14 protein-coding genes and 1 tRNA gene are annotated in these 13,820 nt (G+C 72.5%); 7 read left to right on the top strand and 8 right to left on the bottom strand.

All coding sequences use genetic code 11. The features are described from left to right. The 4 genes from HMPREF0731_RS08395 to HMPREF0731_RS08380 all read right to left on the bottom strand — a co-directional run. A partial coding sequence (locus HMPREF0731_RS08395) for an FAD-binding protein (protein WP_007003648.1) occupies positions 1-1,224 on the bottom strand: 1,224 nt, incomplete at its 3' end. Beyond that, positions 1,221-2,693, bottom strand: coding sequence for an FAD-linked oxidase C-terminal domain-containing protein (locus HMPREF0731_RS08390; protein WP_007003647.1), 1,473 nt, complete (start codon positions 2,691-2,693; stop codon positions 1,221-1,223). The genes HMPREF0731_RS08395 and HMPREF0731_RS08390, both read right to left, overlap by 4 nt. A 145-nt stretch (positions 2,694-2,838) precedes the next feature. Beyond that, entirely contained in the window at positions 2,839-2,964 is a 126-nt protein-coding gene (gene ykgO, locus HMPREF0731_RS08385) for a type B 50S ribosomal protein L36 (protein ID WP_007003646.1), read from the bottom strand. A gap of 219 nt (positions 2,965-3,183) precedes the next feature. Further along, the gene (locus tag HMPREF0731_RS08380) at positions 3,184-4,107 is read right to left on the bottom strand and encodes a hydrogen peroxide-inducible genes activator (protein WP_007003645.1); all 924 of its coding nucleotides are present in this window, start codon (positions 4,105-4,107) and stop codon (positions 3,184-3,186) included. 137 nt (positions 4,108-4,244) lie between these two features. On the opposite strand from HMPREF0731_RS08380, the gene HMPREF0731_RS08375 reads away from it, so the two are divergent. Together HMPREF0731_RS08375 and ahpD are read left to right on the top strand one after the other, a co-directional pair. Further along, on the top strand, positions 4,245-4,817 hold the full coding sequence (locus HMPREF0731_RS08375) for a peroxiredoxin (RefSeq protein ID WP_007003644.1): 573 nt from the start codon (positions 4,245-4,247) through the stop codon (positions 4,815-4,817). 161 nt (positions 4,818-4,978) lie between these two features. Beyond that, complete coding sequence (gene ahpD / locus HMPREF0731_RS08370) at positions 4,979-5,509, top strand: alkylhydroperoxidase, AhpD family (RefSeq protein WP_007003643.1); 531 nt, start codon at positions 4,979-4,981, stop codon at positions 5,507-5,509. A gap of 348 nt (positions 5,510-5,857) precedes the next feature. On the opposite strand, the gene HMPREF0731_RS08365 is transcribed toward ahpD, so the two are convergent. Next, entirely contained in the window at positions 5,858-6,724 is an 867-nt protein-coding gene (locus HMPREF0731_RS08365) for an N-formylglutamate amidohydrolase (RefSeq protein ID WP_007003642.1), read from the bottom strand. A gap of 166 nt (positions 6,725-6,890) precedes the next feature. On the opposite strand from HMPREF0731_RS08365, the gene HMPREF0731_RS08360 reads away from it, so the two are divergent. The 5 genes from HMPREF0731_RS08360 to HMPREF0731_RS08340 all read left to right on the top strand — a co-directional run bounded on the left by HMPREF0731_RS08360 (position 6,891) and on the right by HMPREF0731_RS08340 (position 11,249). Continuing rightward, positions 6,891-6,965: transfer RNA gene (locus HMPREF0731_RS08360), tRNA-Val, on the top strand. A 113-nt stretch (positions 6,966-7,078) separates the two neighbouring features. Continuing rightward, positions 7,079-8,176, top strand: coding sequence for an SAM-dependent methyltransferase (locus HMPREF0731_RS08355; protein WP_007003641.1), 1,098 nt, complete (start codon positions 7,079-7,081; stop codon positions 8,174-8,176). Between the two features lie 162 nt (positions 8,177-8,338). Further along, entirely contained in the window at positions 8,339-9,349 is a 1,011-nt protein-coding gene (locus HMPREF0731_RS08350) for a TRAP transporter substrate-binding protein (protein WP_245538290.1), read from the top strand. After that, positions 9,346-9,900, top strand: a complete 555-nt coding sequence (locus HMPREF0731_RS08345) for a TRAP transporter small permease (RefSeq protein WP_051014716.1) — start codon at positions 9,346-9,348, stop codon at positions 9,898-9,900. The genes HMPREF0731_RS08350 and HMPREF0731_RS08345 overlap by 4 nt, the downstream gene beginning before the upstream one ends. Positions 9,901-9,962: 62 nt before the next feature. Further along, positions 9,963-11,249: a TRAP transporter large permease gene (locus tag HMPREF0731_RS08340; RefSeq protein WP_007003639.1), complete on the top strand. Its 1,287-nt coding sequence runs from the start codon at positions 9,963-9,965 to the stop codon at positions 11,247-11,249. A gap of 46 nt (positions 11,250-11,295) precedes the next feature. Here HMPREF0731_RS08340 and HMPREF0731_RS08335 read toward each other — a convergent pair whose 3' ends face one another. From HMPREF0731_RS08335 to HMPREF0731_RS24140, 3 genes are all read right to left on the bottom strand, one after another. Beyond that, the gene (locus HMPREF0731_RS08335; RefSeq protein ID WP_157136016.1) at positions 11,296-11,604 is read right to left on the bottom strand and encodes a glycosyl transferase family 39; all 309 of its coding nucleotides are present in this window, start codon (positions 11,602-11,604) and stop codon (positions 11,296-11,298) included. Between the two features lie 129 nt (positions 11,605-11,733). Continuing rightward, complete coding sequence (hemA, locus tag HMPREF0731_RS08330) at positions 11,734-12,969, bottom strand: 5-aminolevulinate synthase (RefSeq protein WP_007003637.1); 1,236 nt, start codon at positions 12,967-12,969, stop codon at positions 11,734-11,736. Positions 12,970-13,102: 133 nt separating this feature from the next. Beyond that, positions 13,103-13,820 (bottom strand): NAD-dependent epimerase/dehydratase family protein (locus tag HMPREF0731_RS24140; protein WP_007003636.1); only part of this gene is annotated, 718 nt, incomplete at its 5' end.

Below are 13,820 nucleotides of genomic sequence, written 5' to 3'. Positions count from 1 at the left end.
CCGGGCGCTGAGCGGCGCCGGGTTCAGCGCCGCAAGCGGCCCGGGTTGAACAACCCGGCCGGGTCCAGCGCCGCCTTCACCCGCGCGCCGATGGCGGCCAGCGCCGCCGGTTCCTCCGGCAGCACCGGCACCGTGGCGCGCAGCGAATCGGGGGCGCGGAACAGGGTGAAGCTGCCGCCCGAGGGCGCGGCGGCCGCCATCACGGCGCCATGCGCCGCCACGGTCGCGGGGCCGGCCACCCAGACCAGCCCGCCGCCCCCAATCCAGCAGCAGCTTCGCCGGGAAGGCCGCGCGCAGCGCCGCCACCGCCGCCGGCGCGGCACTCGGCCGCAGCGAGAGGCGCCACACCGCCTCCTCCGGCGCCGCCCCCAGGGCGCGGGCCTCGCGCACCGATCGCCAGAGGGGCGCGTCATCCTCGATCCGTACCGCCGCGCCATAGGGTGCCAGCAGCGCCGCCAGCGCCGTCGCCCGCCGCGGCAGGAACTGCAAAAAATCTTCCAGCCGCAGCAGGGCGGTGGGGCCGGACAGGCCCGCCTGGGCATCGCCCTCCGGCAGCAGCGCCGCGCCCGAGACGCCGTAAGGACTGCCGAGCCCCGCCGAGAGCGCCGCCACCCCGGCGGCGATATCCGCCACCGGCAGGGCCAGCGTCAGGCTGGCCTCGGGGCGGGGGGTCAGCTTCAGGGTGATCTCGGTCAGCACCGCCAGCGTGCCGTGGCTGCCGGCGAGCAGCTTGCAGAGGTCGAGCCCGGTGACGTTCTTGTGGACCCGCCCGCCGGAGCGGATCAGCTCGGCATGGCCGGTCACCGCCCGCACGCCCAGCACCTGGTCGCGCAGCGCGCCACCCACCGAGATGCGGCGCGGGCCGGAGAGGTTGGCGGCCACCAGCCCGCCGAGCGTCGGCGGCGTCGCCACGCCGAACAGCGCGGCATAGTCCGGCGGCTCGGCCGGGATCATCTGGCGGTGTTCCGCGAGTGCCGCCTCGATCTCCGGCAGCGTCGTGCCGGCGCGGGCGGAGAGCACCATCTCCTGCGGCCGGTAGAGGGTGATGCCGGTGAGCGCGCGGGTGGAGAGGCCACGCGGCGCCAGCACCGGCCGCAGGCTGGCGGCCCGCCCGCCGAGGCCGCTGACCGCCAGCGCCTGCCCCGCCGCGCGGGCGGCGCGCACCGACTCCACCACGCCTTCCTCGGTGGCCGGCGCCTCCGTCGCGTCGAGCGCCGCGCTCATGCCGCGCGCCCCGGCGTGGCGGCGGCCAGCAGCGGATTGCCCTCCAGCGGGAAGACCTTGGCCGGGTTCAGCAGCCATTGCGGGTCGAAGGCGGATTTGATGGCGCGCTGCTGCGCCAGCTCGGCCGCGGTGAACTGCACCGGCATCAGGTCGCGCTTCTCGACGCCGACGCCATGCTCGCCGGTCAGGCAGCCGCCCACCTCGACGCAGAGCTTCAGGATGTCGGCGCCGAAGGCCTCGGCCTTGCGGAAGCTCTCCGGGTCGTTGGCGTCGAACATGATCAGCGGGTGCAGGTTGCCGTCGCCGGCATGGAAGATGTTGGCGACCTTCAGCCCGTAATCCTCCGACATCTCCTGCATCCGCCGCAGCACGCGCGGCAGCTCGCCGGTCGGGATGGTGCCATCCATGCAGAGATAGTCGGGGCTGATGCGGCCGATGGCACCGAAGGCGCCCTTGCGGCCCTTCCAGATGGCCAGGCTTTCCTCCGCCGTCTCCGCCACCCGCAGCGAGATCGGCCCGAACCGCCCGCAGATGTCTTTCAGTTTTTCCAGGAGGGCGTCCTGTTCCTCGGTGTTGCCCTCGACCTCGATGATCAGCAGCGCCTCGGCGTCCAGCGGATAGCCGGCATTGGCGAAGGCCTCGCAGGCATGGATCGCCGGGCGGTCCATGAATTCCAGCGCAACAGGAATAATGCCGCTGGCGATGATGGCGTCCACCACCTCCCCCGCCACCTCGTTGCTCGGATAGGCGGCGAGCATCGCCCGCGCCCCTTCCGCCGCGCGCAGGATGCGCACCGTCACCTCGGTGACGATGCCGAGCTGCCCCTCGCTGCCGGTGATCAGCCCCAGCCAGTCATAACCCGCCGAATCGAGATGCCCGCCGCCGAGCCGCAGCACCTCCCCCTCCACGGTGACGAAGGTGACACCGAGCAGGTTGTTGGCGGTGACGCCGTATTTCAGGCAATGCGCCCCGCCGGAGTTCATCATGACATTGCCGCCGATCATGCAGGCGAGCTGGCTGGACGGGTCGGGCGCATAGAAAAAACCATCCGCCGCCACCGCCTGGGTGATGCCGAGATTGGTCACCCCCGCCTGCACCACCGCCAGGCGGTCGGCGTAATCGACCTCCAGGATGCGGTTCATGCGCATCAGCCCGATGACGATGCCATCCTCGAGCGGCAGCGCGCCGCCCGACAGGCTGGTGCCGGCGCCGCGCGGGATGATGCGGATGCCCTCGGCATGGCAGTAGCGCAGCAGCGCCGCCACCTGCTCCGTCGTCTCGGGCAGGACGACGGCCAGCGGCGGCTGGCGATAGGCGGCCAGCCCGTCCGTCTCATAGGCGCGCAGCCGCACCGGGTCGCCGATGACGCCCGGGCCGCGCGCCGAATCCGGCAGGATGCGGCCGAGCGCCGCCAGGATCTCCTCCCGCCGCGCCAGCACGGCGGCTTTCGGCTGTGGCAGCTCGATCATGCTCCGCTTCCCCTTTTGCCCGGAGAATGAAGCCCGCCAGCCGCCGCCGCAAGCACGCGCAAAAACGACGCCGTGGCAGGGCCATGGCGTCGTTTTGGAGCGGAAGAACCGCTGCGGCCGCCCGGAACCGGCCGGCCGCCCGATGTCAGCCCTGGCGGGCCTTCATGCGGGGATTCTTCTTGTTCAGCACGTACAGACGGCCGCGGCGGCGCACCACCACGCAGTTCTTGTCGCGCGTCTTGGCGCTCTTCAGGCTGTTGCGGATCTTCATCTCGGCACCCTCTTCGAGCGGGCGCGTATACGGCCCACCCCCCTCCCCGTCAATCTTTTCTGTCGGCTACCGGCTTTCTGTCCGCTGCCGGTCAGGGCCGCGACGGGAGGCGCTGCACTCGGCAGGAACGCCATCGCCCAGTGGGAGAAAGGGCATCGCGGCGGCCCGCGATGCGCCCCACCTTGCCCTTCGCGGACCGCCCATCTGAAGAGTCCCGCTTCACCGGGAGACGGCGGCAGCCTGACAGAAAAGAGAATCAGAGAGGGCGGGGGCGAGGCTGCGGAACTCGGCGGCGCGCGGGGAGTGGGCGCGCCAGGCGAGGCCGAGTCCCCGGGTCTGCGGGATGTCCAGCGGCTTCAGCAGCACCGAGGCGCCGGCCAGCACGCCGCCCTCCACCGCCAGGCGCGGCAGCAGCGTCACGCCGAGGCCGCCCGCCACCATCTGCACCAGCGTGTGCAGGCTGGTGGCGGCGAAGCTGTCCTGGCTGACCGTGGCGTGCAGCCCGCAGGCGGCGAGCGTGTGGTCGCGCAGGCAATGGCCATCCTCCAGCAGCAGCAGCCGCTCGCTGCCCAGCGCCGCGACCGGCACGGCCGGCTCATCGGCCAGGCGGTGGCCCTCCGGCAGGGCGGCCAGGAAGGGGTCCTCGGCCACGCGCAGCGTCTCGGCCTCCGGCAGCGCCGCCGGCAGGGCCAGCAGCAGCAAATCGAGTCGCCCGGCGGCGAGGTCGTCGGCCAGCCGGTCGGTCAGATCCTCGCGCAGCCAGAGCTGCAGGCGGGGGAAGGCGCGGCGCAGCGCCGGCATCAGCCGCGGCAGCAGGAACGGCCCGATGGTCGGGATGACACCCAGCCGCAGCGGGCCGGAGAGCGGGTCGCGCGCCGCGGCCGCCGTCTCCGCCACGGCGGCGAGCGCCGAGAGCGCCTGCCGGGCGCGCTCCACCAATTGCAGGCCGAGCGGGGTGAAGACCGGGCGCTTGGCCGGGCCGCGCTCCAGGATGGCGGCGTCGAGCTGCCGCTCCAGCGCGATGAGGCCGGCCGAGAGGGTGGATTGCGTGACGGCGCAGGCCTGCGCCGCCCGGCCGAAATGGCCATGCTCGGCCAGCGCCACGAGGTAGCGCAGCTGCTGCGGGGTGGGGAGCGGGGTCATCGAGCGGGCCGATGATTTCGTCGAAAACTATTCATTGGCATGTGTGCGTTGCACCATACATAAAGCGGCATGCAACGGGGAGGGCGGGAACGCCCTGGCCCGGTGCCGCAGATCGTTTTGTAAGGGGGTATCCACAGATGCTGACGGTTGGTGACAAGTTTCCCGCCTTCAACCTGACCGCCGTGAAGGGCGGCCCGGAGGGCCTGGAGGGCCCCGGCAAGTCCTTCGTGGAGATCTCGAGCGAGACCGACGCCGACAAGTGGAAGATCGTCTTCTTCTGGCCGAAGGATTTCACCTTCGTCTGCCCGACGGAGATCGCGGCCTTCGGCAAGCTGAACAACGAGTTCGCCGACCGTGACGCGGTGGTCTATGGCGTGTCGACGGACAGCGAGTTCGTGCACCTGAACTGGCGCGTGCACAACAACGACATCCGCGACCTGCCCTTCCCGATGCTGGCCGACGTCAAGCGCGAGCTGTCGACCGCGCTCGGCATCCTCGACAAGAATGCCGGCGTGCCGCTGCGCGCCACCTTCATCGTCGACCCCGAGGGCACCATCCAGTGGGCCTCGGTGAACGGGCTGAATGTCGGCCGCAACCCGCAGGAAGTGGTGCGCGTGCTCGACGCGCTGCAGACCGACGAGCTGTGCCCCTGCAACTGGAACAAGGGCGGCGACACGCTGAACCCGGACCAGCTGTTCAAGGCGGCCTGATCCGGCGGGGGCGGCCGCGCGCCGCCCCCTGCCCCGCCCTGCCGCGCCGCCCCGGATGGACGGGGCCCCGCGCGGCGGTGCGCCGAACCGGCCTTGCGCCGGCTCCGCCCACCCTTTTCCCTGCACCGCCCGTTTCACGCCAGACCGGAGGTATCCTTCGCATGTCGCTCGAAGCCCTGCGCGCCCGCCTGCCCGACTATGCCCGCGACCTGAAGCTGAACCTGGGCAGCCTGGCCACCGAGCCGGTGCTGACCGAGCAGCAGCGCGCCGGCAGCTTCGTCGCCAGCGCCATCGCCAGCCGCAACGCCGTGGTGACCCAGGCGATCATCGCCGAGTTCGGCCCGCTTCTCTCGGCCGAGGCGCTGGTGGCGGCCAAGGCCGCCGCCGCGATCATGGGCATGAACAATGTCTATTACCGCTTCACCCATCTGGTGGGCGGCGACTATCCCGGCCTGCCGGCCAAGCTGCGCATGAACGTCATGGCCAAGCCGGGCGTCGACAAGGTGGATTTCGAGCTGTGGTCGCTCGCCGTCTCCGCCATCAATGGCTGCGGCATGTGCATGGAGAGCCATGAGAAGGTGGTCCGCCATGGCGGCCTGTCGAGCGAGCAGGTGCAGGCCGCGGTGCGCATCGCCGCCGTGGTGCACGCGGTCGCCGGCGTGGTCGATGCCGAGGACGCGCTGGCCGGCTGAGACCGGCCGGACAGCCGATGCCGGGGCCGGGTTCCGCGAGGAGCCCGGCCCCTGCCATTTTTGGCGGCATTTTAACCGGGGCCGACGCAAACTCCGGGCGGGTCATGCGTTCATCGCATGGGGTTCCGCTGAAAATGCAGGCAGTTTTTCTGCTGCACCGCGAAAAACCGCTTGCATACGAACGACCCCTGACCTATCTTTCTCTCCGCAGCACACAGTTCGCTGTGTCGCTGTCTTTCTTGGACGTTTCCTCCCTAAACTCGGCGGTGCTTCGGCACCGCCTTTTTTTTGCCCGCGCGCCGGGGAGGAGGGCCGCAGGCCGTCCCGCGCAGCGCCGGTGTCCAGATGCTAGACGCGCAGGAAGAACCAGTCGGCCGCGGCCAGGCTGTCCAGCAGCGTGGTCAGGTCGCGTTGCAGCGCCGCCATGCCGGGCGCCCGCTCGATCGCCGCCTCGTCCATGTAGAGGCCGCGGGCGATCTCGATCTGCAGCACATGCACCGCCTCGCGCGGCCGGCCGTAATGGCGGGTGACATAGCCGCCCGCATAGGGGTCGTTGCGCCGCACCCGGTAGCCCATCGCCCAGAGCTGCTCCTCCACCCGCCGCACGGCGCGGCCATGGCAGGCGGTGCCATGCGCGTCGCCCAGCACCATGTCGGGCGCGTTGGCGCCATGGCCGGGATGCGCCGGCATGGAGTGGCAGTCGATCAGCAGGCAGCAGCCGAAGGCGTCGCGCGTCTCGGCGATCAGCCCGGCAAGCGCCGCGTGGTAGGGCTGCCAGCAGCGCTGGATGCGCTCCTCCGCCTCGCGGAAGGGCAGGCGGCGGCGATAGACCGGCTCGCCATTCGCCACCACCCGGGCGATGGTGCCGAGCCCGGCGCCGACCCGCGGGCTGGCGCTGTTCACCCAGGCCGGCAGCGGCCCGTCGAACATGGTGGGGTCGAGTTCCCAGGGCTCCCGGTTGGCGTCGCAATAGACGCGCGGGAAATGCGCCGCCAGCAGCGGGATGCCGAGGCCGGGTGCCGCGCCCCACAGCTCCTCGACGAAGCTGTCCTCGGAGCGGCGCACCGCCAGCGCGTCGAGCCGTGATTGGGCCAGGAAGGCCGCCGGATAGTCGCGTCCGGAATGCGGCGAGGCCAGCACCAGCGGCGCGCGCTGCCGGGCCGGGCGCGACAGCTCGAAGGGGCCGGGCACGGCCTGCCCGGCAAGAAGCGGCATCGGAAGATCCATGATCCACCCCCATCAAGCCACAGCGCAACGCCGCTGTCACGCGCGGGCGGCCCGGACGGGCGCGGCGGGCCGGGCGGCGGCAGAATTTTGCGGCGGCGGCGAAACCCCTCTTGCCCGCCCCCGCCCTCCGGGCTAAAGACCCGGCCCTGCCGGCGGGCGCGTAGCTCAGCGGGAGAGCGTCCCCCTGACACGGGGAAGGTCACAGGTTCAATCCCTGTCGCGCCCACCATTCCACCGGCAAGCTCCCCTCCCCCCTTCCTGATGATCCGGGCCGACCCCCGCGGCCGGCCGCGCGCCGTTTTCGCACCATGACAGGCGAAACGGTTTCGGCATAATGCCGGCATGCAACCGACTTCGCTCCTCACCGCGCCCGAGGCTGATGCCGACGCGCCCCCCGTCCTGTCCGCCGACCTGGTGGGCAGCATGCTGCGCCACCTGCTCGACCGTGGCCCGCGCGACGCGGCGGAACTGGCGGCGCTGCGCCAGCACCCGACGCTGAAGGCGCTGCGCGCCAGCCTGATGCGCAGCGAGGAGTTCGCCCGCCTCTACCGCGCCGCGCTGCGCCACAGCGCCGGCTACGCCATGCCGCTTTTCATGCTGCAGCCGCCCGCCGACCCGGCGGTGCCCTGGCGCTTCGCCGAGCCCGGCCTGGCCGACCCGGTGACGCAGCTCTGCACCGCCGCGCAGATGCAGGGCGCGGAGCACGCGCGCTGGTGCAAGCTGATGAAGGTGGCGCCGCGCCAGCACCGCAAGCAGTGGGAATTCGCCTGGATCCTGGCGGCGATGGACAAGGGCGGGATGCTGCGCCCCGGCCTGCGCGCGCTCGGCTTCGGCACCGGGCGGGAGCGGCTGCCCTGCGTGCTGGCCGGCCTCGGCCTGCAGGTCACCGCCAGCGACGCCCCGCCCGAGGCGGTGGAAGGCCAGGGCTGGTCCAGCAGCCAGCAATACAGCAGCGCGCTGGAGCAGCTGCACCACCGCGACCTGATCGACCGCGACCGCTTCGTCCAGCAGGTCGCCTTCCGCCAGGTCGACATGAACGCCATCCCGGACGACCTGCGCGGCTACGATGTCTGCTGGTCGGCCTGCGCGCTGGAGCATCTGGGCTCGCTGGCGCATGGGCTGGACTTCATCCGCGCCAGCCTGGCCACGCTGCGGCCCGGCGGCCTCGCCCTGCACACCACCGAGTTCAACCTCGGCCACAATGAGGAGACGCTGGAGGCGCGCAGCCTCAGCCTGTTCCGCAAGCGCGACATCGAGGGGCTGGCCAGCCGCCTGGTGGCCGAGGGGCACGAGGTCTGGCCGCTGAACTTCCACCCCGGCCATGCGCTGGCCGATGTCTATGTCGACACGCCGCCCTATTCCTCGCCGCATCTGAAGCTGCAGGCGGCGGGGCATGTGGTGACCTCGATCGGCATCGCGGTGCGCAAGCGCGGCGGCTGAGGCGGCGCTTCCATGGCGCTCATTGCGCCCCGGTCGGCTTCGCGGCAATAAACCTGCGGCCGGGATGGGGCCGCCTTGCCGGAAATGATCCGGCGCGGCCTTGACCCTGGCCTCCGGCCGCCGCACACCGGGGCCGAGCCGAGGCAACGGGGAGAAATGTCCATGCAACGCCGCAATCTGCTGCTGGCCGGCGCCGGGGCGCTGGCCGCGCCGCTCGCTCTGGCGCGTCCCGGCCTGGCCCAGAGCCGCGCCGCCGTCACCATGCGGCTGTCGCACCAATTCCCGCCCAGCCACCAGCACGCCACCATCCTGGCCGCCTTCGCCGAGCGGGTGAAGGCCAAGAGCCAGGGCGAGATCGACGTGCAGGTCTTCCCGGCCGAGCAGCTGGCCCGCGCCGGCGAGAATTTCCCCGCCGTGGCGCGCGGCGCCTTCGAGGCGGCGGCGGCGGTGAATTTCCAGTGGGGCAACACGCTCCCGGAGATGAACGTGCTGACCCTGCCCTATCTCTTCACCGAGCTGGAGCGGATCCGCAAATTCCCGGGCTCCCCCGCGGCGCAGCTGCTGGAGGGGCTGCTGCAGCGGCGCGCGGTGCGCAACCTGATGTGGCTCTACACCACGCGCCAGGCGATCTTCACCAGCAACCGCAAGCCGATCATCGCCACCGAGGATTTCCGCGGCCTGAAGATCCGCGGCCTGAACGCGCTGACCGACCACGCGCTGACCGCGGTGGGCGCCGCCCCCTCCGCCATGCCGGGGCCGGAGGTGCCGCAGGCGCTGCAATCCGGCGTGCTGGATGCCGGGCTGACCGATCTCTCCGCCGCCGTCTCCCGCCGCTTCTACGAGTTCCAGAAATTCGGCACGGTGACGCCCTGGTTCTGCGTCTTCACCCATGTCTATGTGAATCCGCGCTGGTTCGACGGGCTGAGCCCGGCGCATCGCGCGCTGATCCAGCAGGAGGCGGCGCAGGCCGAGCGCGACCAGATCCCGCTGACCGAGGATCTCGCCGCCCGCGCGCTCACCGAGCTGAAGGAGCGCGGCATGACCGTGCACGAGCAGACCGCCGCCGAGCGCGAGAGCTGGAGCGCCGCCATGCAGAAGCCGGTGGTCGACGCCTTCCTGCGCCTGGCCCCTGAGAACGGGGCGCGCGCCATCGAGGCGCTGCGCGCGCTGTGAGCGGCCTGGCGCGCGGCATCGCGGCGCTGGCCCGCTGGGTGGCGCTCTCCGCCGCGGCGCTCGGCGCCATGGCGACGCTGCTCTGCCTGGTGCTGGTCTGCGTCTCGGTCGCGGCGCGCTACCTGTTCGGCCAGCCGCAGCCCTGGATCGACAAGGCGGCGGGCTGGCTGGTGGTCGGCATCGTCATGCTGGCCGCGCCCGAGGCGCAGCGCCGCTTCGAGCATATCGGCGTCGATGTGCTGACCGGCCGGCTGCGCGGCCGCGCGGCGCATCTGGCGCGGCTGCTCTCCACCCTCTCGGTCGCGCTCGTCGCCTGGATCCTGCTCGATGCCGGGCTGGAGACGGTGGAGTTCAGCCGCATGATCGGGGTGATGACCGAGATCGAGGGCGTGCCGGTCTGGTGGATCCAGGCGCTGCTGCCGCTCGGCGCGGCGCTGCTGCTGGCGGTGGCGCTGGCGCAGTCGCTGCAGCTGCTGCTGGGCGAGACGCCCGAGTATGCCGCCGGCGAGGCCGGGGAATTGCCGCGCGACACGCTGGCGCGCGGCGAATGAGCCGGGATGTCCCCTGGACCCTCCCCGGGCGCGCGCCGGCCCTGACCGACTGAGGACCCGCCATGACCTTCCTCGCCCTGCTCGTGGCGCTGTTCGTGCTGCTCTATCTCGGCATGCCGATGTTCGCGGCGCTGTTCCTGCTGCCGCTGGCCGTGCTGGTCTGGGTGGAGGGCAGCCTGCCGGCGCTGGGCGAGCTGGTGATCGGCCATCTCGACGGCTACCTGCTGGTGGCCATCCCGCTCTTCATGCTGATGGCGCATGTGATGGTGCGCGGGCGCGTGGTGGACGACCTCTACGGCGCCGCCTTCGCCCTGCTGCGCGGCGTGCGCGGCGGCGTTGGCATCGCGACGGTCGCCGCCTGCACCATCTTCGCCGCCATCTCCGGCTCCTCGGTGGCCACCGCGCTGACGGTCGGCAAGATCGCCATCCCGCAGATGCTGCGCTACGGCATGAGCCGGCGCGGCGCCTATGGCGTGGTGGCCGGCGGCGGCACGCTCGGCATCCTGATCCCGCCCTCGGCGCCGATGGTGCTCTACGCCTATGTCACCGAGACCAGCGTCGGCGCGCTGTTCCTGGCCGGGCTGATCCCGGGCGTGATGATGGCCTCGATGTTCGCCCTCTACTGCTTCGTCACCGAGCGGCGCGCGGTGGCGCCGGCCGACACCCAGGCGGCCGCCCCCGGCGCGGCGGAGGGCTTCTCCCTGGCCCGCGCCTCCTGGTCGCTCTCGCTGCCGGTCTTCGTGCTGGGCGGCATCTACATGGGCGTCTTCACGGCGACCGAGGCGGCCGGCACCGGCACGCTCTACGCCATCCTGATCGCCGCGCTGATCTATCGCAGCCTGCGCTGGCGCGACCTGATGGAGGGCTTCGGCGAGGCCACGCGCACCTCCGCCATGCTGCTGCTGATCATCGCCGCCGCCGCCATCTACGGCTACATGCTGACCAAGCTGCGCGTGCCGCAGGAGCTGACCCAGCTGGTGCTGGACTGGGGCCTGTCGCGCACCGGCTTCCTGATCGGCATGATGCTGCTGCTCTTCGTGCTCGGCCTGGTGCTGGAGAGCTTCTCGATCATCCTGCTGACCATGCCGGCGATCCTGTCGGTGCTGGCGCAGCTCGACATCGACAAGGTCTGGTATGGCGTGCTGCTGACGCTGAGCCTGGAGATGGCGCTGATCTCGCCGCCCGTGGCGATGAACCTGGTGGTCATCAAGGCGATCACCGGCGCGCCGCTGGCCGAGGTCAACAAGGCCATCATCCCCTACATGCTGATGCTGGCCTTCGGCACGGCGCTGATCGTCGCCTTCCCCGGCATCGCGCTCTGGCTGCCGCGGCTGGCGGGGTATGGCTGAGGCGCGCGGCGGCCGGGATGCCCCGGCCGCCACGACGGGGCCGGCCTCAGCCGTTCAGCGCATCGGCGGGGTCGTGGTAGCGGCTGACCGCCATCGGCACCGCCATCGGGTTGCCCTCGGCCGAGGCGTTGCGGCCTGCCGGGCCGGGCGGCACGCCGCCGCCATGCGCGACCTCGTGGAGCTGCGTCACCGCCATCGGGATGTCGAGCGGGCCGGGATCGGTGACCGGGCCGCGATTGGCATCGGCCGCCAGGGCCAGGCCCGGCGCGGCGGCGAGGCCGGCGGCCAGCCCGGCCGCCAGGGCCAGGGCGCGCAATGCGGTGGAACGGGGGGTGTGCGACGCTGCCGAGTTCATGGGGGCTCTCCTCAGCATGGGGTGGTCCCGGCCTGAGGGAGATAGGCAGGCCCGGGCGGCGCGGCACCGCCCGGTTACGCATCGCTGCAACTCGCAAACCGGCGCAACAGGCGCCGGCGGACGGGCGCCTCAGGCCGCCTCGGCCGGCGCCAGCACCTCCTGCAGCGCGGCCACCAGCTGCGCGATCATCGCGTCGCTGTGGTGCGGCGTGGCGCAGAGGCGCAGCCGCTCCGTGCCGCGCGGCACGGTCGGGTAGTTGATCGGGGTGACGTAGAGCCCGTGCTCCTCCAGCAGCCGCCGCGCCACCGCCCGGCAGCGCGCGGCGCCCGGCACCGGGATCGGCACGATGTGGCTCTCGCTCGGCAGGCGCGGCAGGCCGGCCTTGTCCAGCGCCGCCTTCAGCGCCTGGGCGCGCGCGGCCAGGCTGGCGCGCAGCGCCGCGTCGGCGCGGATCTGCCGGATGCTGGCCAGCGTCGCCGCCAGGGTGGTGGGCGGCAGGGCGGTGGTGAAGATCAGCCCGCCGGCGACCGAGCGGACATAGTCCACCAGGTCGGCCTCGCCGGCGATGTAGCCGCCATAGCAGCCGATGCCCTTGGACAGCGTGCCCTCGATCACGTCGATCCGCGCGCTGGCGCCGTCGCGCTCGGCGATGCCGGCGCCCTGCGGCCCGTAGAGCCCGACCGCGTGCACCTCGTCCAGATAGGTGATGGCGCCATAGCGGTCGGCCAGGTCGCAGATGGCGTGCAGCGGCGCGACATCGCCCTCCATCGAATAGACGCTCTCGAAGGCGATCATCTTCGGCGTCGCCGGATCGGCCGCCGCCAGCAGCGCCTCCAGATGGCCGAGGTCGTTGTGCCGCCAGATATGGCGCTTGGCCCCGCTGCGCCGCATGCCGTCGATCATCGAGGCATGGTTCATGGCGTCCGAGAACACCTCCATGCCCGGCAGCGCCGCCAGCAGGGCGGAGAGCGCCGCCTGGTTCGCCATGTAGCCGCTGCCGAACAGCAGCGCCGCCGGCTTGCCGTGCCAGTCGGCCAGCTCGGCCTCCAGGTCGGTGTGCAGCGGCGAGGTGCCGGAGATGTTGCGCGTGCCGCCGGCGCCGGCGCCGTGCCGCGAGGCCGCCTCGGCCGCCGCCTGGCGCACCACGGGATGGACGCCCATGCCGAGATAGTCGTTCGAGGACCAGACCACGATCTCGCGCGCCAGGGCCGCGCCGCCCGGCCCGGCGCCGGGCTGGTGCCAGCGATAGACCGGGAAGCGATCGGCCAGTTTCTCCAGCCGCGCGAAGTCGCGGTAGCGGCCTTCGGCGCGAAGCGTATCGAGCTGCTGCGTGCAATGCGCGCGCAGGGTCTGCCGTGTGTCCATGGCCGCCCTTCTTACTCCAAGCCCCCGGGAATTGCAGGATTTCGTGACGGCACGGCTGATCCGAGCCCAGCGCATCGAGCCCCGGCGCGGGGGCGCCGCCGGGCAGTCCAGCACGGCAAGGACGAGCGCCCGGTTAAGCCGCGCCCGCCTGTTCCGCTTGCAGCACGGCGCGCAGCCCCTCCCGGTAGGTCGGGTGGCGCCAGAGCAGCCCGAGCCCCGCCTGGGTGCGGGCGCTGGCGATGCGCCGGTTCTCCGCCCAGAAGCCGCGCGCCATGGGCGACATCGCGGCCTCGGCCTCGGCGAAGGGGATCAGCGGCGGCGGCGCCTGGCCGAGCAGGCGGGCGGCCTCGGCCATCACCTCGGCATTGGCGGCGGGCAGGTCGTCGGCCAGGTGCAGCACCCGCGCGCCCGGCGCCGGGCGGCCGGCGGCGGCCAGCACGGCGCGGGCGATGTCCTCCACATGGATCCGCGAGAAGAAATGCCCCGGCCGGTCCACCCGGCGGCCGCGCCCGGCGCGCAGCTCGTCCAGCGCGCTGCGGCCGGGGCCGTAGATGCCGGCGCAGCGCATCAGGTCGAGCGACAGGCCGCGCGCCGCCGCCAGGCGCCGCCACGCCTCCTCCACCGCCAGCCGGCGGCGGGAGCGCTCCTGCCCCGGGGCGGGGGGCGTGTCCTCCTCCACCCAGCCGCCGGCGCGGTCGCCATAGACCCCGGTGGTGGAGAGGTAGCCGACCCAGCGCAGCTTCGGCGCGGCCGCCAGCGCGGCACCATGGGCCGCCAGCACCGGGTCTTCCCCGGCCGCGTCCGGCCCGGCGGTGACCAGCAGATGCGTGGCCTCGGCGATCGCGGGGGCC

The sequence above is a fragment of the Pseudoroseomonas cervicalis ATCC 49957 genome (assembly GCF_000164635.1).
GTDB lineage: Bacteria > Pseudomonadota > Alphaproteobacteria > Acetobacterales > Acetobacteraceae > Pseudoroseomonas > Pseudoroseomonas cervicalis.
Note: the sequence above shows the minus strand (reverse complement) of the source record. Positions and strands in the feature narration are given on the sequence as shown.

Bases quoted from the DNA above. Each gene is read 5' to 3' on its own strand.
- HMPREF0731_RS08350 (WP_245538290.1), top strand. From the start codon at position 8,339: ATGCAACGCCGCAATCTGCTGCTGGCCGGCGCCGGGGCGCTGGCCGCG.
- HMPREF0731_RS08380 (WP_007003645.1), bottom strand. From the start codon at position 4,107: ATGACCCCGCTCCCCACCCCGCAGCAGCTGCGCTACCTCGTGGCGCTG.
- HMPREF0731_RS08335 (WP_157136016.1), bottom strand. From the start codon at position 11,604: ATGAACTCGGCAGCGTCGCACACCCCCCGTTCCACCGCATTGCGCGCC.
- HMPREF0731_RS08355 (WP_007003641.1), top strand. From the start codon at position 7,079: ATGCAACCGACTTCGCTCCTCACCGCGCCCGAGGCTGATGCCGACGCG.
- ykgO (WP_007003646.1), bottom strand. From the start codon at position 2,964: ATGAAGATCCGCAACAGCCTGAAGAGCGCCAAGACGCGCGACAAGAAC.
- hemA (WP_007003637.1), bottom strand. From the start codon at position 12,969: ATGGACACACGGCAGACCCTGCGCGCGCATTGCACGCAGCAGCTCGAT.
- ahpD (WP_007003643.1), top strand. From the start codon at position 4,979: ATGTCGCTCGAAGCCCTGCGCGCCCGCCTGCCCGACTATGCCCGCGAC.
- HMPREF0731_RS08365 (WP_007003642.1), bottom strand. From the start codon at position 6,724: ATGCCGCTTCTTGCCGGGCAGGCCGTGCCCGGCCCCTTCGAGCTGTCG.
- HMPREF0731_RS08390 (WP_007003647.1), bottom strand. From the start codon at position 2,693: ATGATCGAGCTGCCACAGCCGAAAGCCGCCGTGCTGGCGCGGCGGGAG.
- HMPREF0731_RS08375 (WP_007003644.1), top strand. From the start codon at position 4,245: ATGCTGACGGTTGGTGACAAGTTTCCCGCCTTCAACCTGACCGCCGTG.
- HMPREF0731_RS08340 (WP_007003639.1), top strand. From the start codon at position 9,963: ATGACCTTCCTCGCCCTGCTCGTGGCGCTGTTCGTGCTGCTCTATCTC.